Raw genomic sequence first — 25,493 nt, forward strand, 5'->3', positions numbered from 1 at the left:
GAAGTCCACGTTTCCATCACCCCCCGAGGCATGAGCGTTACAGAGGCTTACCGGCTTTTCAGAGAAGATTCGCTCCTCGTGAATCGAAGGTATCAGCGAAAGCTCGTCTGGTCAGTCGCGGAGAAGCAACTTCTGATCGATAGCATTCTGGACGGATACCCAATCCCCCTAATCCTCCTAGCCGAAAGGCCCGAAATTCACGGCAGCGGCAAGTATGAAATCATCGATGGTATGCAGCGCCTTGATGCAATCTTCTCATTCATCGAACAGAAATTTGACTACAATGGCATGCATTTTGATCTAGGTCAAAGCGCCAGAGCGCGTCAGGCGGCTGCCGCTGGCGCATTCAAACCTGCACACATTCAGAACCTCCTGCCTGCAGATAAGTGCGCGAACCTGGTTGATTATCAGCTGGCTGTCACAATTTTCCCAACTCAGACCGAGGGACAAATTACCGACGTCTTCAGCCGCATCAACTCGAACGGGCGACAATTGAGCGCCCAGGAAAAGCGGCAAGCGGGGATGCTCAACCCGCTCTCGGAGCTAGTGCGTACGGTGGCGAGTTCGCTGCGGGGGGACGTCTCGGATGACGTAGTCCTACTGCACGACATGCCGAGCATTTCCATCGAATCCTCCCGTGAGAACCAGCAGTACGGTGTCCGAGCTGAAGACACAGTATGGATCAGGCACGGCATCCTTAACGTAAAGCAGTTGCGAGAGGGAGATGATGAGCAAATGGTTGCAGACATTTCTGCCTCCATCTTGTCCGGAAGCCCTTTCCCCGCAAGCAAAGAAGAGTTCGATGAGATCTATGACTCGCAAAGCGAAAAGCATAAGCGCCTAGAAAGATCTCTGGCCGCTTATGGAAGTAGACGCCTTCTAGCAGAGATTCAGTCGACTTTCTCTGTGTTGACGGAGGTTATTGACTCGCAGCTCGCTGGCCCCAATGGCCTCCGGAACCTGGTCCGCCCGGGTGGCGGGAACCCGATCCGCACTCCATTCTATGCAATTTTCATGTCATTCTTCGAACTCATTGTCCGCCAGCAGAAGTCGCCTATCGACAACGCCGCCATTGTGACGGCCCTGAGGAACGTAGGACCCCGCCTCAAGAGTGCACGGCACTACACCTCAGCAGAAGATCGCACGTCTAATATTGACATGATCACAGGACTGATTCAGAGGTATTTTGTCGCCACGATCCCACCCGTATTTGGGCATGGCCCAGGCCTGTCATTGGATTTCGAGAACTCGCTGCGTAGATCCAGAATCGAAACTAGTCGATATGAGTTCAAGCAGGGCATCCTTAGACTAGATGACCGCAAGACGCGAGATGGCGCCCTCTTCGGACGACTAGCCGAAACCATCTGTGGAATCGCTAACGTTCAGCGAGGGCATGAAGGGTATTTGTTCATAGGAGTTGCAGACAAGGATGCCGATGTAAAGCGGGTAGAAGCGCTTTACCCTGTGACCGCTGTACCAGTCGGCCGGCATCACTACGTCGTGGGCGTTGACAGGGAAGCGAAGGCTCTTAAACTTTCGCTGGACGCCTACGTGCAGAACTTCGTGACGAAACTATCCCAGCAGCCAATTAGCGAACCTTTGGCGACTCAGATTTTGAGCGGCGTGGATACGATCGAATACAAGGGACTTTCAGTAATCAGAGTCCTAATTCCCGGGCAAAACGACCTCTCATATTGCGGGGATCGTGTCTTCATTAGGCATGGTTCTTCGACGAAAGAAGTAACCGAGGTTAGGAAGATTGCGGCACTGGCAAAGGGCTTCAGCTGACGACAGACACACTGGCGATTACGACAACAGGACGGTTCGATGCGGCACCGCTTGCCGTACGCAATCGCGAATCCGTGAGTTCCGGTCTGTCGAGAAGCCTACTGGCCTACCGATAAAGCCCCAGCTTGAGGCCGATTCTTCGAGGATGCTTCCACAGTGGCTTATTAAAGCTGTGGTGTTGCGCGGCTCACTGCCACCGCTTCTTCTCAGACAGCAAGCGGCTGGTCGCTGATTCCACGGCACGAGCACTAGCCGGTGCCAAATCGAGCCGAGGGGAGGGAGTGCAGATCCGGGCGGTACTGAACCTGCATGCAGTGAGCTGAGCTAGATCTTCCGAATCGGATATTCTGCTCAAATATGGCGGAGTTTCGAGGGTCTCGTCAGCGGACTTCGCACAGGTGTAGGGCCTCGGGCATCGGTACTGTGTCAACCGGCAGTCCAGGTTCGGGGTCTCACTGTGGAGTTTGGACGGTCTTGTGGCAGCCCCGCCGCATCTATTGTTTGTCGGCTCGACGAACCATCGCTTTGCTAGGTTCAGCCAGGACGATCCGGTGGGTGTGAAGTAGAAATGGGATAGCGGGTGCTCCATCAGCCAGGCGTTAAAAGGTGGCCTTTTATGAGTAGCGTAGTTGTCCAGCCCCAGGCGGACCTCCCAGCCGGCCGAGAATATACCAAGCTTGATGGGCCAATTTTGAACTATTAGACACGGCAGCGCCGGTGGAGCGATCCGATGACTTTGTGCGGTGACCACCTCAAGTGCGGCTATCAGGTAGTGATGCCGGCGCGGAGGCGCGGAAGTAGTCATGGGTGACCCGCTGCGGGACACCGGGCATCATCGACAGCACGGGCTGCGAGCAGTCAAGCGCCTGGAGCTTGACTGCTCGTCAATGTAGAAGATCAGGCCCTGCTCCGGCGGCTCGAGGTAGAGACCGACGACGTCGTGGACCTCGGCGACGAAGTACGGGCCCGTCGAGACCTGCGAGCGGGGCGGCTGATACGGCTGCAGGCCGAACTCCCGTCGCCATATCCGTGACACGCCGACTGCACCAGACCTGTTTCCTTTGCCATCAACCGCGTCGAGCAGTGCGTCGCGTCCTTGAGTATCGACTCCAGTGACCTGGTGACCAGCGCAGCGACTCGCTCGGCAGTGACCGATCACGGTCCGCCGGGTGTCAGTATGTCTCCAAGACCGGCGATAGGTTGCTCGAGGAGCCGTGACCGCCACTGGCCCACCGCATGGGCGGTCGAGCCGAGCCGGGCTGCCACTTGGTGGCTGGTACGACACTGCCGACCTACTCACAGCGGCCGGAGCCGCGTCCCGTGTCGTGACAGCAGAGCCCGGCCCGCTCAGAAATCATCAGCACTACGGTCGTGTACGCACACCTTGCACACGACACCAAACGCGAAGCCTTGGGCTACACGGACTGGCTACTTTGAGAGAAGCGGCCTGGCCACAAGCGCAACCGCCCTGTTGATGTCACAAGTGGATGCTAAACGCCCCTGGGAGCGTTCAAGTCCGAGCACCTGTGCTGGTATCCCAACAAGTCTCGAACCTGCGACCACCGCCTTAGGAGAGCGGGTGTCTCCGCTTCCCCCCGCACGACGGCCACCGGCCCACCGCTCACACAAGCAAGCTCCGAAACCGCGCATTGCTCGGCTCGGCGTCGCGTTCGCCGACCGTGGCGATCCAGTGGCGGCAGACGACGTTGACGAACGTCTCCACGGCTGCGGGCTCGGCGGTACGCCAGGCCGCGAAATCGGCGAGCCAGGCGCGGGCGGCCTCCGGGGTGTGGCCGCATTCCATGAGGCGTACGGCGGTGTACGCGACGTCGATCCAGGCAGGGCCGAGCGCGGGCATGGCCCAGTCCACGATGTAGGCGACGCCGCTCGTGGCCTCGATCATGAGGTTGTGCGGGTTGGTGTCGGTGTGCAGCAGATACGGTCCGCCAAGGGCCTCCGCCTCGCCGGGGCGGAGGTGCGCGGCGAAGCGTTCGGCGAAGCGGGGCAGCGGGAGTCGCGGCGGCGGGGCCTCCTGTACGCGCTGGAGGGTGGACGCCACCGCCGGCAGGTCCCGGGACGCCGGGCCGAGGTTGGCGTGCGCGCCGCTGACGTACGCGAAGGCGAGGCAGTGCCAGCCCTCGCACTCGAAGCTGTGCCGGATTCCCGGCCCCACCCCCAGCTCGCTGACGAGGGAGTTGACCTGCTGTTCCTGGAGGAGTCCGGCCCGGTCCGCGTGGCTTGAGGTGCGTACGCCCTTGAGGAAGACCGATTCGCCGCGCTGGGTGTCGAGGACGAGGGCCAGCGAGCAGTTCAGGCCCTCGGGAACCTCTTCGGTACGGGTGATGCGGCCTGTACGCGCCTCGATCGCGCGTTTCAGGACGGCGGGTAGGTCGGCCCACCGCACACGTTCGGTCATCGTGTTCCGATCACTTGCCGGGGCAGGGGCACCGGCCGGACGTTCCCGTGCCCCTACCGTCCTTGGAGTGGACTGGTCAGTACTGCTCGCCTGCCAACGCGCTCAGTTCTGGGTCGCGCCGCACTTGCGGCAGCGGGTCTTGCCGCTCCAACCGATCCAGTCGTGATCACATTCGCTTAAGGTGTGCCACATGCCCAATTCCCCTTCTCCTGGCCTTACTTTACGGACCGGCTAGCCCCTCCCCGCGAGGGTCGCTGACGCCGTTGGTTGGTGGCTGGCGTTCCGTCGGTGCCGTTTGACTATCGCTCGTCGACCGTTACAGATCGACTTCTTTCCTTGTCCTTCCCCATTTCGACCGCCTACCGCACGGATGTCGCACATCCGCTTGTGAGTGTTGCCGGCTGCCGCCGGAGGGCCCGACGTTGCGTAACCGGCCACTTCCGGAGTGTTCCCCGGCCGCCCTCCCGACTCTGCCGCCGAAGCGACGAGCGGCCAACGCGGCACGCGGGACGGGTACTTCACGTTCTTCCGTGCCGGATGCGCCACCGTCGGGGGTGGGTTGCCGTGCCGGAGCGGTGCGCCTCCCCTCAACTCGGCCTGCTCGCCTGGAGGGATTAGCCGGGGTTGGCGCGTCACTCACGGAGTACGTCGCTTACGGGCTGGCCGATAGCCTGGGGGCTTGGTGAAGGGAGGCGCGGACGGTGAGTGATTCATCCCCTATGCCCTTGGTGCCGCAATCTCGGGAAGTTGCAGAAAACGGGGTGGGCTCCGGGTAACGCCGCAGGTCAATTGCTCTGGTCCCCGCGCGCGCGGGGATGGTCCCGATGCCGACGGCACGCTGGATGCCCTGTGGCGCTGGTCCCCGCGCGCGGGGATGGCCCCCCGGAGTTGTCGGGGGCCGGGCCGAACCGCGCCTGGTCCCCGCGCGCGCGGGGATGGCCCCTGGTCCATCGCCCACAACCCGGGCCGGGGGCACTGGTCCCCGCGCGCGGGGATGGCCCCCGGGCGCGCGCCCGGAGACCCGGGCCACGCCGCTGGTCCCCGCGCGGGGGGGATGGCCCCCGGGCGCGCGCCCGGAGACCCGGGCCACGCCGCTGGTCCCCGCGGGGGGGATGGCCCCGCGATGTTCGACGCCTACCGGCCCCTCCAGCACTGGTCCCCGCGCGCGCGGGGATGGTCCCGCTTCCGCTGCACCGACCACGACCCGTCGGTGCCTGGTCCCCGCACGCGGGGACGCCCCCTCCCCTCACGACATCAACAAAACGCTGTCCCACCCATGCGCCAAGCGCGGCAGCACGCCGCTGAATTCGGCCAGTGCCAGTGCTGTGCCGGCTCGGCCGGTGAGGAAGCCGTGGGGGTGGGGTGGGCGGCTGTACACGGTGGCGTGGGCGGCTCGGGTCAGCAGGGGTGGGTGTGCGAGTCGGTGGGCGCACTGGAGTACGCCGGCGGTGCCGTGGCAGAGGGCGGTACCGGTGGTGTCCCAGTCGGTTGGTGGTCTGGCGCCGAGGGCGTTCAGCGCCGCGTGGGCCGCGTGGTGCGGGTCGGGAGTTCCGAGGGCGTGATGGGCGGCGGTGAGGGCGACGGCGATGCCGGGGGTTCCGTAGCACCAGGCGGTGGTACGTCCCCGCGCGCGCGGGGCGGCCTTGTCGTCGCGGTCCAGGGTCTGGCCGCTGACGTGGGGCGGCCATGTGTGGTCGGGTGACTGCCATTCGACGAGCCATCGCGCCGCGGTGCGGATCGCTTCGAGCTGGCGGGGGCGCGTGCAGCCTTCGCGGTGGGCGGTGGCCAGGAAGGCCAGGGGGCCGGCGATGCCGTGGGCGATGCCGGTGGTGGCGGCGCCGGAGGCCGGGATGGGGAGGGTGGTGGGTGGGTGGCGGTCGGCGGCGAGCCACCAGCCGGGGCGGGCGCCGCGGGCGGTGAGCGTCAGATCGGTGAGCGCGTCCACGGCCGCGTACAGGCCCGGTTCGGCCTCGGCGCGGCTGCGGGGGCGGGCGGCGAGGAGTACGCGGCCGATGCCGGTGAGGCCCTTGATCGCGTCGTAGACCGCCCAGGGTGTGCCGTGCTGGGACGCGGCGAGTCGGTAGTGGTGGCGGGCCAGCGCGGTGGCGCGGGCGGTGAGCCAGGCGGTGGCGCGGGGCACCAGGGCGTGGTGCGGGTCGGCCGGTGGGAGGTAGCCGCAGCCGATGATCAGAGAGGCCGCGAGTGCGCCGGGACCGGTGTGGATGCCGTCGGCGGGGGCCGTGCCGAGGGAGCGGGTGGCCGCGTGCCAGTGGGCCGCGGCCGTACGGGCGGAGCCGGGTTCGGCGTGCGTGAGGCAGGCGTGGAGGAGAGCGGTGCCGGCCAGGCCGTAGGAGAGGGTGTGTACGGACCGGGACGGCAGGCTCCGCGCGATGGCTTCGGGGTCGCGGAGGGTTCGGCTGGTCTCCAGGGCCAGGCGGGCGGCGGCGGTGCGCACCGCCGCCGTCACGTGCGGTGTAACAGGTCGGCGGCCAGCGTACGCATGAGGCGCTCGTGGTGCGGGTCGGTGGTGAGCATGCGGTTGGCGTGGAGGTGGATGACGTCACTGGCGCAGTGCGCGGCGATCTCCGGTGTGAGGGTGTCGCGGTAGGCGGTGAGCGCGGCGTGGTGCTCGACGCGGACGGCGGCGATGTCCGCTCCGTGTCGTTGCGCTGCCGGCTCGACCAGTCGGCGGCGGAGATCGTCACGCCGCCGGCGCTGGACGGTGGTGAGGCGACCGGGGGCGAGCGCGGCGCGGGGCCGGTCGGGTGCGAGCGTCCGCGCGATGTCGGCGGCGGTGATGGCGGCAAGGACGAGTCGCTCGTTCTCCTCACGGGGCAGGGCGGCCAGGGCGAGTCGGCTGTCGACGGAGAAGAGTCGCTCGGCCGCACGGATGGCCTGGGGGCCGCCGTAGCGCTCGGTCTCCGGTTCGTAGGTCTCCAGTCGCAACGCGGTGGCGGGCAGCAGTCCACGGTGGTGGAGCTGGTCGGCGAGGGCGGCGAGCCGGGGTTGGACACGCGTGCTCAGGGCCTGGGGAGCGCCGTGCCACCGCAGCCGCAGGTGGGGGCCCAGCGCCGGGGTGCTGTAACGCAGCCAGAACCAGCGGTCGGTTTCCAGCGCGAAGGCGGCGAGGTACGGGGCGAGTGCGATCAGGATGGCGTCGTGCACGTGCGCGGGGGCGGCGAGGGTGGCGAAGAGCCACTGGCTGCCAGGTGGGTGCCCGCCGCCGGCCGACCGTGGGGTGACCCGCGGGTCGAGGGTGGGATGGGGTGGGGCGTGGCGTCGGGTGAGGGGGACGACGAGTTCGATCAGGTGACGGCCGCCGTGCTCGCCTTCCACCACGGCTTGTTCTTCCGCGCTGCCGAAGGGCTCGGCCAGGGTGCGCGTGCCCCGGCGGATGCTACGGCGCAGCAGCTCCCGCTGGTCGCCGTCGTGCAGGTCGAGCGGGAGGCGGCGGTCGGCTTCCTCGGCGATCAGAACGCGAGGCGGCGTGGGCCGCGTGCGGCTGGACCAGGTGGCGAGGCGGGCCTGGAACGCGGAGCGGTGGGTCGCGGCTGCCGTGAGGGCTTCGGGTACGCGCCAACGGGCCGGGGCCAGGGTGATGTCGCGGTAGCGCACGCGTGGCGTGCGCGGCCAGGGGTCGAACGGGTGCCAGCTCCACGGGTGCCAGGGCCGTGTGCCGGCCTGACCGAGGAGCGCGAGCAACGAGGCGACTGGGGACAGGTGTTGGTGGGCGAGGCGGTTGTGGAGCACGGGGGTCACGGGTCGGTCGTGGCAGGTGGACCACAGGACCAGGTGGGTGCCGTTGGTGGTCAGGGCCAGTTCGTCGAGCTTGAGGTCATCGGGTCGGGCGGGGACGCCGATCGGAATGCGCCAGGGGGCGGTCCCGGTTTCCGCGGCCAGGGTGACGGCGGGGCCGGTGGGCGGTGAACAGACGATCTCGGCGATCAGCGCTCCGCTCCCCGTGTCCGCCTCCTCGTGGTGTGCGAGCCCCGGCAGGTGGCCGACCCAGCGCCCCGGGGCGGCACCAGCGGTCTGCGAACCCGTACCGGGGCACACCGCCACCCGGAGATCGCCCGCTACGCGGAGAAGCTGGAGGTGGATCTCGGCGGTGCGTGGCGGTGGCAGCGGAGAGGCGTTGGCCAACTCGTCGATGTCGGCCTCGGTCAGGGCGAGTTCGCCCGTGTCCGAGGTGAGGGCGTTGGCCATGAGTCGGGCGAGCGCGGCGGTGCGGCGCGGTGCTGGTTCCTCCTGGGCGCCGAGTGCGTCGTCAGGGCCTGGCGGACCCAGGCCGACCACGGGGTCGAGCACCTCGCACACGGGCACGAGCCGGTGGCGACCGTAGGTGGCGCGGAAGCGGCTGTGGTACGCGGCCAGGGGGCCGCGCCGGTGGCCGACACGCCACAGCACTCCGGCCGCCTCGGCGGCCCGCTCCCCGACGGCCGGGGGGAGGGCTATGTCGGCGTCGGCCAGGGTGTCCACCCTCAGCGGCCGGTCCACCAGGTGGAGCGCGTCGGCGCTGTCCTTGGCCTCCTCCAACAAGGCGCGCCGTTCGGGCACCCCGGGAGCGAGTGCGTCGCTCCGGGTCAGGAGCTGCTCCAGGCGTGTCAGGGAGGCCCGCGCCGCCGACCTGGGCGGCAGCTTGCCCAACAGGTGCCGCAGCGGGCGGGCACCTGAGTCCGTGGGGAGGACGTCGGTGCGCAGAAACCCCGTGTCGATCATCTCCACCACCGCCCGCCGCGCCTGCCGCGTGCTGGTTCCGGGGTGGCGACGGAGCAGTCCGTCGATCACGGTGATGGCCGAGACGCCTTGGCGGGTGACGTGCAGGAGCCACCGCGACACCGCGGTAGCGCGTACGCTCGTCACCCGCGCCCCCGCGTGGCCGAGGTGGTCGATCACCAACCGGTCGCCGCGTACCCGGGCTTCCGGGGCCGCCGTCAGAACGAGCGCGGACAACAATTCCGGGCCCGCGTGCAGCACTTCGTCAGCGACACTGAGCAGCCAGACCGGGCTGGGAGAGGTCACGGCCCGGTGGCCACCCGCCAGCCTCAGGCGCGGGGTGGACGCGTTCAGTGTGGCCGTGGCGACGCCGACGAACACCCCGTGCGGAGTGGTGCGGGAGCGCGAGCGCACGTCGTAGGCGCGCCACGTCGCACTCCCCCGCTCGGTGCCCTCCTGCTGGGCAGCGCTTCGGCTCGACAGGAACACGCCTTCCCTCAGCAGCGCGACGTTGTCGGTGGCCGCGCCGTCGCCAAGGGACCGGAGCGGGATACGGGCCATCGCCACCCGCCCGGGGTCAAAGACTCGACGCACCGCGGACGCTCCCTCCCCGTGTGGCACACGCGGTCGACGTACACGACCGCACGGGTCGGGCACGCGGGGCGTACCCGACCCGGCGAGCACCGGTTCAGCAACCGGTTGTGGGGCCCTGCGGGGGCGACTCCCCGCAGCCGTCGCCGGTGGTGTCACCCTCCTCGTCTCCCTCGCCCAGCCAGATGCCCAGCCGTGCGATGTCGTGCCGGGTGGGGTCCAGATCGAAGGCGTTGGCCAACGCCTTCGTCGGTTCGGCCACTTCACCGGCGGGTTCGGCCGGCGTGAGCGGTATTGCCATCTCCACTCCCTTCACCCTCCCGGCCCGATGCCGGGAGAAGCGCGTGCTGGGCTGGCCGCCCGGCTGGCGGCCCCAGCGGTTCAGGTGATCGTCAGGCGGACGTGGGGCTTGTCCACGACGACGCCACCGGTGATCTCCGGATCGTCGCGCCGGTAGGCGCGCACCACCGGTTCCGACGTGCGCCCGCCTTCGCGGTCGAACCGCTCGACCGCCTCGGCCAGGCGTCCGGCGAGGTCCGTACGGCCAGGCCCGTGGGCGATCACGCCAAGCTCGTACCGCTCCGACGCCGCGAGCGGCACCGCCCGCAACGTGACGTAGGCGAGTGACGTCTGGTCCCACACCGCGGGCGTGCCCCGCGCGAGTACCCACCCGACGAGGCCGCGCTCCGCCGCCCGCGGCGTCGCACGGAGCCTTCCGTAGGGCGCGAGCGCGCCCGCCAACCACACCTCAAGGCGCGGCAGTACCCGCTCCGAACCGCCCAGCTCGACGCCGGTCCAGCGCTCGAACCGGGGGCCGGCGAGCGCCTCGACCAGCGCCGGTACGTCGGCTGTCTGGTCCTCGTCGACCACCAACCGCACGTCGTCATCGGCCAGTCGTACGACCTGGGGGGCGTGCGCGCTGCCACCCTGTATGGCCACGAAGCCGCTGACGATGAGCGCGTCACCGCGCAGGTGCCCTCGTTCGCGGTGAAAGGCGATCGTCCGCGAAAGGCCGCGGAACCTCAGCGGCACCACCAGCCTGCCCCCCGGCGCGAGCTGGTCCCACCAGGCCGGGGCGAGGTCGGCCGCGCCGACCGTGACGAGGATGCGGTCGAAGCCCCGCGTCGGGGCGCCGGAGACCGGCTGCGCGCCGTCCGCCTCCAGGACCCGCACGCCGTGATACCCGGTCTCATCCAACAGCGCACGAGAGCGGGCGACGATGTCCGGGTCGATGTCGACGGAGGTCACCGAGCCGCGCGGGCCCGTCAACTCCGCGAGCAACGCGGCGTTGCACCCCCCGGAGCCGATCTCCAGCACCGTCATTCCCGGAGCCACGTCGGCCACCTCGGCCATCCGCGCGTGCAGCCACGGGGCGGACACCGAACTGACGGGCCGACCCGCGGCATCGCGTTTCGTGAAGATGGCCTCCGGCGCTCCGTAGACCTCCTCGGGGCTCGCCTCGGGGGCGAAGACGTGTCGCGGTACGGCGAGGAAGGCCGCCTCCACCTGACGCGAACGGATCGCCCCGCGCGCTCGCAGGTCCGCCACCATCCGCCGTCGTAACTCTTCGGGCGATTCGCTGGCCACGTCGATTTCGGGCACCCGGACATTCCTCCCCCGCGGAATAGGACAGCAACTGCCCCAGGTATAGGCGCCTTTAGGGCCGCACTCGCCATGACACCACGCGACGGCCGCGCGGCGAAGGTGTTTGTGACGCTTCTTCGGTGCGTCACCACAACGGGCGCCTCGCATTCACCTCGTTGACGCTCGCATCGCTACCGGGGCCGCACCCGGCGGATCGCGACCCGCAGGTACGCGCCTAGGCGCTCGCGCCCCCGCGCGGAATTACTCATATCCGCCCCGGACCGTCCGGGACCGTCTACGTCCTGCCGATCATTCGTCTCGCCCCGGCCCATCGCGGAAGAAGATCAGACGCCCGTAAACGCGCGGGTGAGTAGTCAATGCGCACACGGCCCTCAAATGACCCATCAAACGCGCTGGCACAGGCGCCATATTCGATACGTACGCTGACAGCATCGCGGCCATCTGGAAGTCCGCCGTTCCGGCCCGACAGGAGGACTGACCTTGTCCCGTACCGAGTACGACGACGACCCGAACGCACCCGAGCCGAACAGCCTGGTCGTGGCGGCCTCAGCCGTGGTGACCGACGACGAGGGGCGCGTCCTGCTCCAGCGCCGGCGGGACAACGGCCTGTGGGCGCTGCCCGGCGGCGGCATGGATATGACCGACTCCCTGCCCGGGTGCGCGGTGCGCGAGGTCAGGGAGGAAACGGGCCTTGACGTCGAGATCACCGGGTTGGTGGGAACGTACACCGACCCACGCCACATCATCGCCTACACGGATGGCGAGGTGCGGCGGCAATTCAATGTCTGTTTCACCGCGCGCGTGATCGGCGGGACGCTGACTATCTCCGACGAGTCAACGGAGTTGCGCTTCGTGTCCCCCGAATCCGTAGACGATCTGCCGATGCACCGCACACAGCGGCTACGGATTCGGCACTACCTGGAGCATCGAACCTCGCCGTACCTGGGCTGAATTCGCCTGATCAATAGCCTGCATGTCGACACCAGGGAATGCGAGCCAAAAGGCCATGCGCAGATACCGGTTGGGGCGAGACCGGCGCGCGGTTCGGGTCTTCGACATCGTCGTGCGGATACGGCCACGCGCCCGCGCATCGCGCGGCCCACGCGCTGGGCGAGGGGGCCGGAGCCCCCTGCGTTCCGTCCTCACACCACCTCCCCGCCCCGGCCCACCACGAACGCCGGCGTCTTGCCCAGCGCCGCGCTCAGCGCGGTGGCGATGCCGGTCTCGCCGGCAAGGTCGTCCGCGCTGGCCCAGCGGCGTTCGTGCTGGCAGTCGTGGGGGCACGGGGAGGTGCTGTGGTCGGTCACGTGCACGTCGTCGCCGTCGGTCCAGCCGCCGTCCACGATGACGATCAACTGCTCCGCCGCGTTGCCCGCGGCCGGGCGCTGGTCCAGGGCGAGGGCGCGGTGCACGGTCGGCAGCTCAAGCCCGAGGGCGTACGCCGCGCGCCCCGCCGCCGACATGATCCCCTCGCCGCGGCGGAGCACCACACCCGGGAGCTGCCACGGCGTCCCCGTACTCCGCACCTGGAGCACGCGCGGCCAGCCGTACGACAGGTCGGCCGGAGCGGACGGGTCGCGGGGCCGCCACACCAGTACGTCGACGCGCACCTCGCGCCGGCTCATCCCGCGCCACCCGCGTCCGCGTCCCCGTCCCCGTCCGCGCTCGTGCTCGTGCTCGTGCTCGTGCTCGTGCTCGTGCTCGACTGGACGGTGGCCAGGCCGAACCCGCACTCCTCGGGCGCCTTCCCGTTGGTGGTCAGCACGCCGGACACGTCCGCGCCGTCCGACCAGAAGAAGCTGCCCGGGCCCATCAGGGCGTCGAGGGCCAGTTGCATGCGGTGCGGGTTGGGCAACAGGAGCTGAGCGTCGAGCCCGTGCGGGTCGAACAGCGCCAGCTCGTAGGCGTGTTGGAACTCCACGTCCGTCGCGTGCTCCCAGACCAAGCCGGGGTCGGCCAGCGGGCCGCGCGCGAGGAAGAACCGCAGTACGGCCCCCTCCGACGTACGCACCTCGTGCTCGCCCGTGAGCACGAGGCGTACGCGCTCGTCGGTGTTCACCGCGCCGCCTCCTCGCCCCGGTGGTCGCGGCGGCGGTGCGCGTGCAGCGCCTCGACGGCCTTGCGGCGCTGCGTCGCGTCACGCAGGGCCGCGGCCCGCTCCGCCACGATCCACAGGGCCCGGCACGTGGCGCAGGAATGGGGCGCGTCCTGCCGCGCTTCGCGCTCGTGTTTGTCGACGAGCGCTTCGAAGTTGGCGTCGGCGGGGGTGGGCTCGGGGAGGTCGGTTGTCACCGGACGCTCCCCTCGCGCTTGCTGTGCCAGTTCAACCGTGGGCCCATGGCGACCATTCGCCTTTCGTCAACGTCGCGACCCTTCGGACGCTCACCGCGTCACAGGGGTCCTTGCATGCGCCCATGCTTCGACATAACGCGATCACACGGGAGTTGACGTCGCTTGACTACTCTGGACAACACGACCGGTCAACCCTCAGAGGTTCACGATGCGTGAGTTCGCCGATCTTGCCCGCAGCGCCCTTCACGAGAGCGGATATTCGATAAAGGCCGCCGCGCGGGCCACGAAGTACGACATCTCCTACCTCTCCCGCGTTCTCAACGGGAAGCAGAAGCCGTCGGTCAAACTCGCGCAATCGCTGGACGACCTGGTCGGGGCCGGGGGCGAACTAGCCGCTGTCGTCATGAAGCCCGCCGACCCGACGAACCAGCCACTACGTCACGACCTGCCCGACCTCGACACGGCGCAGGGCGAGGATTTCGTGCTCGCCATCCGGCATATCTCCCAACGCCTGATCACTCTCGACAACGAGGTGCGTGGGCTACCCATCGCGGGGCTGGCCGCCTGTTCGTTCAAGGTGGTGCACCGGCGCCTGGGCGAGGGCGACTACGCGCTCAGGCACGAGCGCGATATTCAGTCCGCGGCTGCGGAACTGGCGGAGATCGCGGGCTGGGCCCTGTTCAACAACGAGGGCCAGTTCGACGCTGCCCGCCGGTTCAGCCAGGAGGCTCTGTTCCTCGCTGCACTCTGTGGCGACCGCTCCACGGAACTGATCACCCTCCAGAACCTCGGGATGATCGCAGGGTGGGCCGGTCGCCCGCGAGAGGAGTTGGCCATCGCCCGATCGGTGTTACGTCAAGGTCGACTGACACCGCGCGTCGAAGCGGTGTTCCGAGCACGAGAAGGTCAGGGCCTCGCCGGCACGGGCGACCCGACGAGCGCCGCATGTGCCTTTGACCGGGCTCGTGCCCTGTTGCAGGAGAGTTCTCCGCGAAATGAACCGCACTGGGCCTGGTGGATCTCGCTGAGTGAAATCGATCGTCAACAAGGACGTATGCAGCACGAGACCGGGCAGTGGGTCGACTCCATTCCGACGCTCGAACGAGCCACGGAGAAGCACCATGGCGCCCAGGTCGGATACGAGAACGTGGCGTCCGTACGCCTCCTCGACAGCCTGGTCGCCGTGAAGTCGTGGCGGGCAGCCGAAGAAGAGGCCGCCAAACTGATTCCCGCCATCAGCGAGACATCATCCGGCGTAACCCTGAAAATCTTGAGGCAGGCAACCCGCCGAGGAAAGAGAATGAGCGCGGTTCCCAGCGGCCTGCGAGACGCGCTCGACCAGATCGACGGGGCTCTGGACGCCGATCCTTACGAGCTCTCTCAGTAGTTTCACCGATCAACCTCAGAGGTTCACGATGCGCGAGTTCGCCGATCTTGCCCGCCGAGCCCTTCACGAGAGCGGCTATTCGATAAAAGCCGCCGCACGCGCCATAAATTATGACATCTCCTACCTGTCCCGTGTTCTCAACGGCAAGCAGAAGCCGTCGGTAAAGCTTGCACAATCGTTGGACACACTCGTAGGCGCCGGTGGCGAGTTAGTCGACATCGCCCTCAATCCCGGCGATCCGATGAACCGGTCGCTATCACCTGGCCGCGCGGCGCCGGGCGGCGAATCAACAGACTCCGTGGTGCCCCCTGTACTGTCGTTGGCTGACTTCCTACCCGAAGGCGACCCGCTCAGCGTGACGGAAAGGAGGGTGGGCCGCCGCCTCGGCGTAACTCAGGTCGATGACCTGAGGCAGCGCGTGCATGGGCTCAGGCTTGCCGACGACCTTCTCGCCGGGGGAGATCTCATCCATCCGGCCTGCCGGGAACTTCGACGCGCTGTGAAGATGTATCGGGAAAGTACATTCTCCGTAGCTATCGGCCGCCAACTCTTGCGTCAGGTGGGCGAGTTGTCGCAGATTACCGGCTGGATCGCCAGTGATGCCGGCCTACATCAAGAGGCCGAGCGCATCTACCGGCTGGGCATGAGCGCTGCGCGGCAAGCTGAGGACGGCGCCCTTGTCGGAAACCTTGCCGGGTCCCTCGCCTATCAGATGGTCAATACCGGCCGTGAAACCGAAGGACTGGCCCTGGCGCAAACAGCGCTGGCTGATGCTGGCCCCGAAGCGCCACCGAAAGCCCGTGCGCTGTACTGGGACCGTGTGGCGTGGGCACACACGAAAGCCGCAGGCTCGGCCCACAGCCAGCAGGCCATGCGAGCGCTCGGGGAAGCTGCGGAAGCACTCAGCGAAGACTCCGCGAACTCCGCGGGTTACGAGACTCCCGCCTATCTCTACTGGGTGAACTCGGGTGAACTGCGAATCATGGAATCCCGCATTTACACGGAACTGCGCCGCCCATTGAGGGCAGTTCCGCTACTTCGGGAGGTGCTTTCCGAATACGACGCCACGCATGCGCGAGAAATGGCACTCTATCTCTCATGGCTCGCGGTGGCGCTCGCCGATGCAAACGAGCCTGAGGAATCAGCAGCCGTAACGGAGCGAGTCATCGCGCTGTCGTCGGAGATCGCATCGGAGAGGGTCGCGGAACGCGTTCGCGCAATCCTCCGCACCCTGCGCCGTTACGCAGACGTTCCGGAGGTTGCGGCCCTACTTGCCGAATACTCGACTGCGTGACGTGCACTCGACCCGATCTGGCAGGCGAGCTTTCGCACCCGAGGAGCCCCCGTGACCACGTCCCCCGCCCCCCTCACCACCGAACACATCCGTGAGATCACCTCATACGTCGATATCGACGCGCCCCCGCCGGACGAACTCCCCGTCGCGCTCTTCGTCTTCGGGACCAACCAGGCGCGACCGGCCGAGATCGCGGTCGAGCGCTACCACCGGGGGACGGCGCCGCTGATCATCCTGACCGGGGGCGTCAACCGGCACAACGGAGTGGTCGAGGCGAGGGCGTTGCGCAGGCTGCTACTCGGACGCGGCGTGCCCGAGGCCGCCATCCGGTATGAGGACACCTCCGCCAACACCTGGCAGAACGTCGAGTTCGCGTTGCCCCACCTGCGCGAGGCGCTGGAATCCGGGCTCAGGGTCGCGGCGGTCGGCAAGTGGTACCACCGGCGTGCCCTGCACTGCCTCACCACCCTCGTGCCGGACATCGGGCCGTTCCACGCCATCTCGTGGGAGTCCGCCTACGAGGGGCAGGCCGTGACCCGTACCAACTGGTCGCGCGTGCCGATCGGGCGGCGGCGGGTGGTGCGGGAGTGGGAGGAGTGCCCCCGGCGCGTGGGCGACGGCAGTTTTCGGGACGCGCGGCGTGGGGACGACGGAGCCTGGCGAGGCTGACCGACTCCGGCGGAGGGGCCCGGCCGCACCGCGGGTCCGCCACCGTCGGCACAGCGGGCGGCGGGGCGGTGGCGGCGGTCGGGAGGGATATAAGCCTCAACTTCCCTGCTGTGAGGGCGCTTTGGTGCGAGAGTGCCGGCATGGACATGGGGCGTGAGTCGCGGTGGGAGAAGGACGCCATGACGGTGGAGATCGGGTTCGCCCTGGCGTCCGCCGCCGTGCTGGCCGGAGCGGTCTTCGCCGTCGCTTTCGCGCTCACGTTCGCCTTCGGGCTCACTGGGCTGGCGGCCAGGGGGATGCTGAAGGGCGGCGCCTTCCTGGGAGTGGTGGGCGGGGTCTGGCGGGTGGTGTGGGTGCTGTCCCGGTTCGACGCGCGGCGGCGACCGGGCCGCTGACCGCGAAGCCGCCCCTCCTCGTAGGTGGCTAGGCGAGCCAGCCATCACCCGTCACGGCTGGTCGTCCGGGGCCCGCAGCCCCACCGACGTGAGGAAGCCGTCGAGCAGGGTGATCTGGACGTCGCGGGGGAAGTGGGCGGGGTCGAACAGCGCCTGGACGACGAGGCCGTGGGTGAAGGCGACGACGCTGGCGGCGAGGTGGTCCGGGTTGGCGGTGGGGAGGAGTTCGCCGAGGGCGCGGGCGGCTTCGAGGTGGGGGCGGAGGGTCGAGCGCAGCCGGGTGTAGCGGGCGGCCTGGGCCGTGGCCAGGTCCTCGTCGGCGAGGGAGAGGTCCCAGGAGCTGACCCAGACGCGGTTGCGGGCGGTGTCGTCCGGGGTCAGCGGGAGGATGTCCAGGAGCATGGCGCGCACGGTGGCCAGGCCCGGGGCGGGGTGCGGGCGGCGCGGGCGGTCGGCGGTGCGCGACTCCAGCAGGTCCAGGGCGTGCGTGAGCAGGGCCCGCTTCGTCGGGAAGTAGTGCATCAGCATCCCGGTCGAGACCCCCATCGCCGCGGCGACGGCCCGCAGGGTCAGGCCGCCGAAGCCCTTCTCGGCGAGCACGCGCCACACGGCCTCGGACACTTCCTCGCGACGGGCTTCACGATCTCCGGGTGCGGGCGGCATACTGCCAGCTTACGTACCGAACGCTTGTTACGCACGCTGCTCGCGCGGCTCGTAACGCACGCAGAAGGCGAGGCCCGCATGTTCTCCCTGCCGCTCGGCGATCACGCCCAACTCCGCCCCCTGGAGCCCTGGCAGGCGCAGGAGTTCCTGGCCCACATGGACCGCGCCCGCGCCACCGTGGACCCGTGGATACCGTGGGCGACGTTCAGCACCGACCTGGAGTCGGCCACGGCCACCCTCCAGCGGTACGCCGACCGCCTTGCCGCGGACGGCGGCCGGATCTACGGCATGTGGCTGGACGGCACGCTGGTCGGCGGCGTCATGTTCACCCGCTTCGAGAGCGCGACCGGGGTGTGCGAGGTCGGCTGCTGGGTGGAGCCGGCCGGGGAGGGGCGGGGGCTGGTGACCCGGGCCTGCCGGGCGTTGGTCGACTGGGCGATCCGGGAGCGCGGGATGAGCCGCGTGGAGTGGTTCGTCTCGCCGGGCAACGCGCGCAGCATCGAGGTCGCGCGCCGGCTGGGCATGCGCCGCGACGGCGTGCTGCGCCAGCGGTACCCGTACCGGGGCGTACGGCACGACAGCGAGGTCTGGTCGGTCCTGGCCGAGGAGTGGCCGCCGCGCGAGGGGGCGGGTCGGAACAGCGGCGGCGTACAGGCCGAGTTGGACCGGCTGATGGGCGCGTTCGTCGGCGCCTTCGACAACACCGGCGAGCGGCGGCCGGACCTCGGGGTCATCCGCGACCTGTTCGTCCCGCAGGGGCGGATCATCGCGAACGTCGGTGACGAGCCCGTGTTCTACGACCTCGACGGGTTCATCGAGCCCCGGCAGAAGATGCTCACGGACGGGACGCTGACGGAGTTCCGCGAGTGGGAGGTCAGCGAGCGGACCGAGATCTTCGGCTCGGTCGCGCAGCGGTTCAGCCACTACCGCAAGTCTGGCTACCACCACGGCACGTGGTTCGAGGGCGCGGGCCACAAGACCACCCAGTTCCTGCGGACGCCGTCGGGGTGGCGGATGTCCTCGCTGGCCTGGGACGACGAGCCCGCCGTGGTGGGTGCGGGTGGTGGCGGCGCCAGCGGCGGCGCGTGATCGGGCGGGCCGCCCAGCCGGCGGCGGGCTACCCCCGCGCCGCCGGCCGCCAGTCCTCGGCGAGGAGGCGAGCAGCACCTGGTCCAGGTATGTGCCGAGGACCCGGGACGAGGAGCGCCGTACGGCCTCGCGGGCGAAGCCGTTGCGTTCGGCGGAGCGGAGCATGGCGGTGTTGTCGGCCAGGGTGTCGATCTGGAGGCGGTGCAGGCCGCGGACGGCGAAGCCGTAGTGGCACAGCGCGGCGACCACGTCGGTGCCGTACCCCTTGCCGCGGGCGGCGGGGAGCAGGCCGAGGCCGAGGTGCGCGGAGCGGTTGTGGGGGTCGATGCCCCACAGCATCGCGGTGCCGATCAGGGTGTTGCCAGCCAACTCCAGTACGGAGAACGGGACGTTGCCCTCGTTGGCCTGCTCCGTGTCGTCCACCGCGAACGGCGCGTGCGGCGAGCCGGGCGGGATCGGACGCCACGGGCGGCCGGCCGCCCGCGAGGTGTTGGCCACGTCGTCGTACAACTCGGCGTGCAGGACCGGGATGTCGTCCGCGTGCCGGGCCCGGAGCCCGACCGTGCCGCCTCGTAGCATGCGAGCTTCTTATCCGACGTGTCCGGCCGGCGACAATCCCTCGTGGGTGTGGGTGTGGGTGTGGGTGCGGGTGCGGGTGCGGACCGGTGGCGCCCGGGGCGGTCAGGGGGCCGGGTGGTGGTCGGGGACGGCGCCCAGTTCGATGCCGTGTTCCAGGAGGGCCTTCATGGCGCACAGCGCCGTCGTGAACCCGCCGACCGTGTCGTTCAACCAGCGGGTCAGCTCCTCCTCCGAGCCCTGGAACCCCACCTCGGTGACCTCGACGAACGTGGCCCCCGCCGGGCGCGGCGTGAACGTCAGCTCCACCGTGGTCGGCTGCTCCTGGTTGCCCCACTCGAAGCGGATCAGCTCCCCCTGCCGTACCTCGCCCACCCGGACGCCGACCGACGCCCCGTAGGTCTCCCACTCCCAGCGCAGCTCGGCCCCCGGGACCATCGGCCCGCTGCTCCGGCTGAACCAGAAACGGGAGGTCACGGCCGGGTCGGCGAAGGCGCGGAACGCCTCGTCGGCGGGCTTGCGGACGATCATGCAGGCGTACGCGGCGGGCCCCTGGGCGGGGTGGTGGCTGTTCATGGGAGCGATCATGCACGGGTGGCGTACGCGGGACCCGGAATGCCGCGCCGGTCGCGCGAGTTGGTGGGAAGCATGAAAGCCATTGGGGTGGAGGAGTTCGGCGGTCCGGACGCGCTGCGCGCGCTGGAGCTGCCCGAGCCGCAGGCGGGGCCCGGCGAGGTGCGGATTCGGGTGCACGCGGCGGCCGTGAACCCGACCGACGTGATGCTGCGGACCGGCGGCCATGCCGTGCGGATGCCGGGGCGCCGGCCGCCGTTCGTGCCCGGGATGGACGCCGCTGGCGTGATCGACCAGCTCGGGCCCGGGGCCGACGGGCGGCTTTCGGTGGGGCAACGGGTGATAGCGCTGGTGCTGTTCGTCGGGCCGCGCGGCGGGGCGTACGCCGAGCAGGTCGTGGTGCCCGCCGCGTCGGTGGTGCCGGCGCCCGAGGGGGCGAGCTTCGCGGAGGCGTCCACCCTGTTGATGAACGCCATGACCGCGCGGCTGGCCCTGGACGCGGTGGCCGTGCCGGCCGGTGGGACCGTGGCCGTGACGGGAGCGGCCGGGGCGGTGGGCGGGTACGCGGTCGAGCTGGCGACGGCCGACGGGCTGACCGTGATCGCGGACGCCGCCGCGCGCGACGTCGAGCGGGTGCGCGGGTTCGGCGCCGACCACATCGTGGAGCGCGGCGCCGAGGTGGCCGCGCGCGTCCGCACGCTGGTGCCGGACGGTGTGCCCGGCCTGGTGGACGGCTCGAACCAGACCATCGAGGTCGTACCCGCCGTCGCCGACGGCGGCGCGCTGGCCTCGCTGCGCGGCTGGGCGGGCCCGGCCGGGCGCGGCGTCAGCGTGCACCCGGTGATGGTGGCGGACGCCCTCACCGACACCGAGCGGCTCGACGCGCTGAGCCGCCAAGCCGCCGACGGCGTGCTGTCGCTGCACGTGGCCGACGTGCTGCCGGCCGACGAGGCGGCCAAGGCGCACCGGTTGCTGGAGGCGGGCGGGGTGCGGGGTCGGTTGGTGCTGGACTTCTCCTGACGGCCGTCTGACGGTCGTCTGACGGGGACAGGGGGCGGCGAGGTCGTGCCCGCCGCCCGGGTGCGCCCCCGCGACCAGCGGCGTCAGGTCGGCCAACCGTCCGCCGCGGCCGTCGCCTTGGCGAACTCGGCGAAGGTGCGCGGCGGCCGGCCGAGGGCGCGGTGGACGCCGTCGGAGAGATAGGCGTCCGTGTTGTTCCGCAGCGGCTCCAGCACGTGCGCGAAAGCTTCGGCGTCGGCGAGCGGCAGACCGTGTTGGACCAGTTCGCCGACGTAGTGGTCGGTGGTGATCGGTACGTAGCGGATGGTGCGGCCGGTGGCCTCGCTGATCGTGGCGGCCACCTCCGTCAGGGTGAGCGCGGCCGGCCCGGACAGCTCGTAGGTCTGGCCCGCGTGTCCGTCCTCGGTCAGCGCGGCGGTCACCACCGCCGCGATGTCCTCGACGTCCACGAAGCTGGCGGCCCCGTCGCCGGCGGGCAGCCGCAGTTCGCCGGCGCGGACGCCGTCGGCGAAGAAGCCCTCGCTGAAGTTCTGCGCGAACCAGCCCGGCCTGCTGATCGTCCACTCGAGGCCGCTCTCGCGCACGGCGGCCTCGCTGTCGAGGACGCCGTCCAGGACACCGTTGCTGTCCGTCGCGTAGTCGGGGTTGTCGATGCCGCGACCGGAGGCCAGGACGACGCGCCGGACCCCGTGCGCGGCGGCCCGCTCCAGGAAGGGGCGGACGAGCTTGGTGCCGTCCAGTTGCACGACGTACACGGCCCGCACGCCCCGCAGGGCGGCGTCCCAGGTGGTGGGGTCGGTCCAGTCGAAGGGGTGCTCGCCGGTACGGGCCGCCGCGCGGACCGGGTGGCCCTGGGCGCGGAGTCGGGCGGCGACGCGGCGGCCGGACTTGCCGGTGGCGCCGGTGACGAGGATGGGGTGCTGTTCGGACATGGCCCCAGTCAAGCGCCGGAGTCTGAGACGTTCCATGGCTGGGAAGCGCCCGTCGATGTCTGAGCGTCTACGTGCTGCCTACACTGCCGCCATGGATGCCGTATCGGAGCTGTTGGGACAGGTGCGGGCGCGGGGGGCCGTGTTCCGGCGGACGATCATGCGTCCGCCGTGGGCGCTGCGGATGGCCAGCGGCGCCCCGCTGACGCTGGCGATGATGGCGCGCGGCCGAGCGTGGATCGTGCCCGAGCGGGGCGAGCCGGTGGCCATCGGCGTGGGCGACATCGCGGTGGTGCGCGGCGACGCGCCGTACACGGTGGCCGACGATCCCGCGACCGCCCCCGCGCACGTGGTGACCAGCGCCGACTACTGTCCGACGGCCGCTGGCATCGAGCCCGCCGGTGGGCGCGCGGGCGGCGCCTGCGAGCCGCCGGGCGCGCGTCGGGGCGGGGCTGCTGGGAATGGCGCGGGCCCGGGCCGCGCCGACGCCGTCGAGGGCGCGGCTCCGGTGCTGGTCAGTGGGGCCTTCGAGGGGCGGGGCGAGGTGAGCGAGCGGCTGTTGCGGGCGTTGCCGGCGGTGCTGGTGGTGCCGGCGGACGGCGGGCCGTACCCGTCGGTGGAGGTGGTGGCCGACGAGGTCGCCCGTAACAGGCCGGGGCAGCAACTCGTCCTCGACCGGACGCTGGACCTGCTGCTGGTCGCCGCGTTGCGCAGGTGGTTCGACGACCCGGGCGCCGGCGCCCCCGCCTGGTGCCGGGCGCTGGACGACCCGCTGGTGGGGGGCGCGCTGCGGCTGCTGCACGAGGCGCCGGAGCGGCCGTGGACGGTGGCGGACCTGGCGGCCGAGGTCGGCGTCTCGCGGGCCGCGCTCGCCCGGCGGTTCACCGCGCTGGTGGGCGAGCCGCCGATGGCCTACCTGGCGGGCTGGCGCGTGACCCTCGCCGCCGACCTGCTGCGGGAGACCGACCAGACGGTGGACGCGATCGCGCGCCGGGTGGGGTACGCCAACGCCTTCGCGCTGAGCGTGGCGTTCAAGCGGCTCCGGGGCACCCGGCCCAGCGACCACCGCGACCCGCCGCCGACCTGGCGGGCGACGGCCGGGGCGGGGGCCGGCTGATCCCGGAGGGTCGAGGGCGGGGGCTGGCTCCGGGGGTCGGGGCGGGTGCCGGCTGATCCCGGAGGGCCGGGCCGGGTGCTGGTTTCGGGAAGCCGGGCCGGGTGGGGGCTGGTTCCGGGGGGTGGAGCGGGCCCGTGTCGCGGGCCCGGAGCGCGGCGCGCTGGGCGGCCCGCCCTGGCGGGGCGGGCCGCGTGCGCTTCCCCCGGGGGCGACGAGGGGGCGGGGTGGTCAGCCCCGCCGTCGCCCGCCCGGGGCCGCGCGGTTCGGGTACGAACCGGCGGCGCGTGGCCGCGGGTTAGCGGACGGACGGCGCCGGGGCCGCCGGCACCGGACGCGGACTGTCGGGCTGGCCCGGGACCGCCGGGGCCGGGCGCGGGGTGCTCTGGTCACCGGGCTCCAGGACCTCCGGGGCGGGGCGCGGGGTCGAGGGCCGGCCCGGGGCGTCCTGCGGCGCGGGCTTCGCGACCTCGCCCGGGGTGCCCGGCTTGGCGCCCGGCGGGACCGGCGCCGGGGTGCCCGGCTTGGCCGAGACCGGCACCGGGGCCGGCGTGCCCGGCTTGGCCGGCACGGGCGCCGGCGTGCCCGGCTTCGGCGGCACGGGCGCGGGCTGCGCGACCTCGGCCGGCGGGGCGTCCGGCGCCGAGGTGGCCGGCTTCGGGGCGGGCTTCGGACCGGAGTCGGCGCTCGCGACGGTGGCCCAGCCTCCCGCGGCCACGGCACCGCTGGCGGCGATGGAGAGGATCAGGCGGCGGGTGCGGCCCTTGAACAGGCGCTTGGTCATGGTGACTCCTCGTGTGAACGGGGCCGGAGGCGTCCGGCCGTGCGCGGGGCCGCCGATCCCCCGGGCGGATCACGGCCTTGCGTGAGAGAGGTACGGGGGCGGGGGGCGGCGGGTTGCACGGCGGGGCGCGGAAATCTTTTTCGGGCCGGCGTGCAACCTGCGCCCGCCCCGCCCCGTATGGGAGAGGGGACGGCGCGATGCGGGTGGCGGGAGGCGGCGGGTGAGGGAAGCAGTCCGGGAGCGCGAGTTCCGGGAGTACGCCGAGGCGCGCCAGGCGCACCTGCGGCGCAACGCCTACCTGCTCTGCGGGGACTGGCACCTCGCCCAGGACCTGACCCAGACCACGCTGATGAAGCTGTACGCGGCCTGGGGCCGGGTGCGCCGGGACGGCAACGTGGACGCGTACGCGCGCACCATCCTCACCCGGACCTTCATCGACCAGCACCGCAAGGGGCGGTGGCGCGAGGAGGCCGTGGAGGAGGTGCCGGAGGCGCCCGAGGCCGAGGCCGACGCGCCGGAGTTGCGGCTGGTGATGCGGTCCGCGCTGATGGAGCTTCCGCCGCGGTACCGGGCGGTGCTCGTACTGCGGTTCTGGGAGGACTGGAGCGTGGAGCAGACGGCGGAGGCGCTACGGGTGACCCCGGGTACGGTCAAGAGCCAGAGCGCGCGCGGGCTCAAGCGGCTGCGCGGGCTCGTCGAGGGCCTGGTGGGCGAGGGGAGCGGGCGGTGAGTCGGGACCGGGACGCGGGCGGCGCGCACGAGGGCGCCGAACTCCGCCACGCCTTCGCGGAGATCCTGGACTCCGCCCAGGAACCGCCGCTGACCAGCGTGGTCGACACGGCCGTGGCGGGCGGGCGGCGGATGCGCCGCCGGCGGGTCGCCGCGTCGGCGGCCGGCGTCGTCGCGGTCGCGGCGCTCACGGTGGCCGCCGCCGTCGGGCTGCCCGGCACCGGGCCCGACCGTGACCAGCAGCCCCTGTCCCCGTCGGGCACCTCGCGGCCCGCCGCCACCTCACCGGCCCCCGAGCCCACGCCGCCCACGGACGGGCCCCACCCACAACCGCTCCCCACCGACCCCACCGTCCCCGCGACCCCGGGCACGCCGCCGGGCGCCGCGCCCCCGCCCTCCGTCGGGACGCCCCGCACCCCGGACCTCCGCACCCCGCCCGGCCCCGGCTCGAACCCCGGCCCCGGCTCCGACTCCGGCCCCGGCACCGGTCCCGCGGGCGTCGCGACGCCCGAGCCGCCGGGCGCGCGGCCCGGGCACTGACCGGGACCGGGTACGCGCGGGGCGGTAGGCGGGACCGGTGCGGGGCGGGTGCGGCCTGAGGGGACGGCCGGGCCGTACGGGACGTTGACGGCGGAGAGACATGGCATGACCATGTAAGAAACTCGACCCAGCGCCGCCCAACTCCACCCCCGCCCCGCCTCCCCCACTCGCCCCGTACACCGCAGGCCGTGCGTCGCAGACCGTGCGTCGCAGACCGTGCGTCGCAGACCGTGCTCGCGAGCCGTACGACGCGGGCCACGTGCCGCACGGACGTACCGGGAACACCACCCGCACCAGACAGCCGCGCGGGCGGGGGTCATCGA

The 25,493-nt window shown here is 70.7% G+C and carries 23 protein-coding genes and 1 pseudogene; 11 read left to right on the plus strand and 13 right to left on the minus strand.

Annotation, left to right across the window (positions count from 1 at the left end; genetic code table 11):
- Positions 1–30 precede the first annotated feature (30 nt).
- Complete coding sequence (locus AC3CHW_RS15495; RefSeq protein ID WP_488470827.1) at positions 31–1,788, plus strand: GmrSD restriction endonuclease domain-containing protein; 1,758 nt, start codon at positions 31–33, stop codon at positions 1,786–1,788.
- Between the two features lie 1,621 nt (positions 1,789–3,409).
- Here AC3CHW_RS15495 and AC3CHW_RS15500 read toward each other — a convergent pair.
- From AC3CHW_RS15500 to fxlM, 5 genes are all read right to left on the minus strand, one after another.
- Positions 3,410–4,204, minus strand: coding sequence for a phosphotransferase (locus tag AC3CHW_RS15500; protein WP_488470828.1), 795 nt, complete (start codon positions 4,202–4,204; stop codon positions 3,410–3,412).
- 1,246 nt (positions 4,205–5,450) lie between these two features.
- Positions 5,451–6,671 carry a lanthionine synthetase LanC family protein gene (locus AC3CHW_RS15505; RefSeq protein WP_488470829.1) on the minus strand — a complete coding sequence of 407 codons (1,221 nt, stop codon included), beginning with the start codon at positions 6,669–6,671 and terminating at the stop codon, positions 5,451–5,453.
- Complete coding sequence (locus AC3CHW_RS15510; protein ID WP_488470830.1) at positions 6,668–9,514, minus strand: lantibiotic dehydratase; 2,847 nt, start codon at positions 9,512–9,514, stop codon at positions 6,668–6,670. The genes AC3CHW_RS15505 and AC3CHW_RS15510 overlap by 4 nt, the downstream gene beginning before the upstream one ends.
- A gap of 94 nt (positions 9,515–9,608) precedes the next feature.
- A complete protein-coding gene (locus AC3CHW_RS15515) occupies positions 9,609–9,812 on the minus strand; it encodes a hypothetical protein (RefSeq protein WP_387599885.1) in 204 nt (67 codons plus the stop codon).
- Between the two features lie 80 nt (positions 9,813–9,892).
- On the minus strand, positions 9,893–11,113 hold the full coding sequence (gene fxlM, locus AC3CHW_RS15520) for a methyltransferase, FxLD system (protein WP_488470831.1): 1,221 nt from the start codon (positions 11,111–11,113) through the stop codon (positions 9,893–9,895).
- Positions 11,114–11,596: 483 nt separating this feature from the next.
- Here fxlM and AC3CHW_RS15525 point away from each other — a divergent pair, with 483 nt between their 5' ends.
- Positions 11,597–12,067 (plus strand): NUDIX hydrolase, encoded by a 471-nt coding sequence (locus AC3CHW_RS15525; RefSeq protein WP_387599880.1) that lies wholly within the window; start codon positions 11,597–11,599, stop codon positions 12,065–12,067.
- Between the two features lie 191 nt (positions 12,068–12,258).
- On the opposite strand, the gene AC3CHW_RS15530 is transcribed toward AC3CHW_RS15525, so the two are convergent.
- The 3 genes from AC3CHW_RS15530 to AC3CHW_RS15540 are packed head-to-tail and all read right to left on the minus strand — an operon-like array spanning position 12,259 to position 13,408.
- Positions 12,259–12,741 carry an NUDIX hydrolase gene (locus AC3CHW_RS15530; protein WP_488470832.1) on the minus strand — a complete coding sequence of 161 codons (483 nt, stop codon included), beginning with the start codon at positions 12,739–12,741 and terminating at the stop codon, positions 12,259–12,261.
- Entirely contained in the window at positions 12,738–13,175 is a 438-nt protein-coding gene (locus AC3CHW_RS15535) for a hypothetical protein (protein WP_488470833.1), read from the minus strand. The genes AC3CHW_RS15530 and AC3CHW_RS15535 overlap by 4 nt, the downstream gene beginning before the upstream one ends.
- Positions 13,172–13,408: a hypothetical protein gene (locus AC3CHW_RS15540; protein ID WP_488470834.1), complete on the minus strand. Its 237-nt coding sequence runs from the start codon at positions 13,406–13,408 to the stop codon at positions 13,172–13,174. The genes AC3CHW_RS15535 and AC3CHW_RS15540 overlap by 4 nt, the downstream gene beginning before the upstream one ends.
- A gap of 208 nt (positions 13,409–13,616) precedes the next feature.
- Between AC3CHW_RS15540 and AC3CHW_RS15545 the strand changes: the two genes are divergently transcribed.
- From AC3CHW_RS15545 to AC3CHW_RS15560, 4 genes are all read left to right on the plus strand, one after another.
- On the plus strand, positions 13,617–14,795 hold the full coding sequence (locus AC3CHW_RS15545; RefSeq protein WP_488470835.1) for a helix-turn-helix domain-containing protein: 1,179 nt from the start codon (positions 13,617–13,619) through the stop codon (positions 14,793–14,795).
- A 28-nt stretch (positions 14,796–14,823) separates the two neighbouring features.
- The gene (locus tag AC3CHW_RS15550; RefSeq protein WP_488470836.1) at positions 14,824–16,089 is read left to right on the plus strand and encodes a helix-turn-helix domain-containing protein; all 1,266 of its coding nucleotides are present in this window, start codon (positions 14,824–14,826) and stop codon (positions 16,087–16,089) included.
- 51 nt (positions 16,090–16,140) lie between these two features.
- Positions 16,141–16,758 (plus strand): YdcF family protein, encoded by a 618-nt coding sequence (locus AC3CHW_RS15555; RefSeq protein WP_488470837.1) that lies wholly within the window; start codon positions 16,141–16,143, stop codon positions 16,756–16,758.
- Between the two features lie 140 nt (positions 16,759–16,898).
- Positions 16,899–17,153: a DUF6332 family protein gene (locus tag AC3CHW_RS15560; protein ID WP_488470838.1), complete on the plus strand. Its 255-nt coding sequence runs from the start codon at positions 16,899–16,901 to the stop codon at positions 17,151–17,153.
- Positions 17,154–17,204: 51 nt separating this feature from the next.
- Here AC3CHW_RS15560 and AC3CHW_RS15565 read toward each other — a convergent pair whose 3' ends face one another.
- Positions 17,205–17,816: a TetR/AcrR family transcriptional regulator gene (locus tag AC3CHW_RS15565; protein ID WP_488470839.1), complete on the minus strand. Its 612-nt coding sequence runs from the start codon at positions 17,814–17,816 to the stop codon at positions 17,205–17,207.
- A gap of 78 nt (positions 17,817–17,894) precedes the next feature.
- Between AC3CHW_RS15565 and AC3CHW_RS15570 the strand changes: the two genes are divergently transcribed.
- Positions 17,895–18,905 carry a GNAT family N-acetyltransferase gene (locus AC3CHW_RS15570; RefSeq protein ID WP_488470840.1) on the plus strand — a complete coding sequence of 337 codons (1,011 nt, stop codon included), beginning with the start codon at positions 17,895–17,897 and terminating at the stop codon, positions 18,903–18,905.
- 28 nt (positions 18,906–18,933) lie between these two features.
- Here the strand turns inward: AC3CHW_RS15570 and AC3CHW_RS15575 are convergent.
- Positions 18,934–19,484: pseudogene (locus AC3CHW_RS15575) on the minus strand (GNAT family N-acetyltransferase).
- 102 nt (positions 19,485–19,586) lie between these two features.
- Entirely contained in the window at positions 19,587–20,057 is a 471-nt protein-coding gene (locus AC3CHW_RS15580) for an SRPBCC family protein (protein ID WP_488470841.1), read from the minus strand.
- A gap of 72 nt (positions 20,058–20,129) precedes the next feature.
- Between AC3CHW_RS15580 and AC3CHW_RS15585 the strand changes: the two genes are divergently transcribed.
- Positions 20,130–21,074: an NADP-dependent oxidoreductase gene (locus AC3CHW_RS15585; RefSeq protein WP_488470842.1), complete on the plus strand. Its 945-nt coding sequence runs from the start codon at positions 20,130–20,132 to the stop codon at positions 21,072–21,074.
- A gap of 83 nt (positions 21,075–21,157) precedes the next feature.
- Here the strand turns inward: AC3CHW_RS15585 and AC3CHW_RS15590 are convergent, their stop codons facing one another.
- The gene (locus AC3CHW_RS15590) at positions 21,158–22,006 is read right to left on the minus strand and encodes an NmrA family NAD(P)-binding protein (RefSeq protein ID WP_488470843.1); all 849 of its coding nucleotides are present in this window, start codon (positions 22,004–22,006) and stop codon (positions 21,158–21,160) included.
- Between the two features lie 91 nt (positions 22,007–22,097).
- Between AC3CHW_RS15590 and AC3CHW_RS15595 the strand changes: the two genes are divergently transcribed.
- Complete coding sequence (locus tag AC3CHW_RS15595) at positions 22,098–23,120, plus strand: AraC family transcriptional regulator (RefSeq protein WP_488470844.1); 1,023 nt, start codon at positions 22,098–22,100, stop codon at positions 23,118–23,120.
- 295 nt (positions 23,121–23,415) lie between these two features.
- Here AC3CHW_RS15595 and AC3CHW_RS15600 read toward each other — a convergent pair whose 3' ends face one another.
- Positions 23,416–23,901: a hypothetical protein gene (locus AC3CHW_RS15600; protein WP_488470845.1), complete on the minus strand. Its 486-nt coding sequence runs from the start codon at positions 23,899–23,901 to the stop codon at positions 23,416–23,418.
- 220 nt (positions 23,902–24,121) lie between these two features.
- On the opposite strand from AC3CHW_RS15600, the gene AC3CHW_RS15605 reads away from it, so the two are divergent.
- On the plus strand, positions 24,122–24,631 hold the full coding sequence (locus tag AC3CHW_RS15605; protein WP_187059642.1) for a SigE family RNA polymerase sigma factor: 510 nt from the start codon (positions 24,122–24,124) through the stop codon (positions 24,629–24,631).
- On the plus strand, positions 24,628–25,170 hold the full coding sequence (locus tag AC3CHW_RS15610) for a hypothetical protein (protein ID WP_488470846.1): 543 nt from the start codon (positions 24,628–24,630) through the stop codon (positions 25,168–25,170). The genes AC3CHW_RS15605 and AC3CHW_RS15610 overlap by 4 nt, the downstream gene beginning before the upstream one ends.
- The last annotated feature ends 323 nt before the right edge of the window (positions 25,171–25,493 follow it).

It is taken from the genome of Streptomyces sp. MGP-BFMKR1 (genome assembly GCF_057766585.1).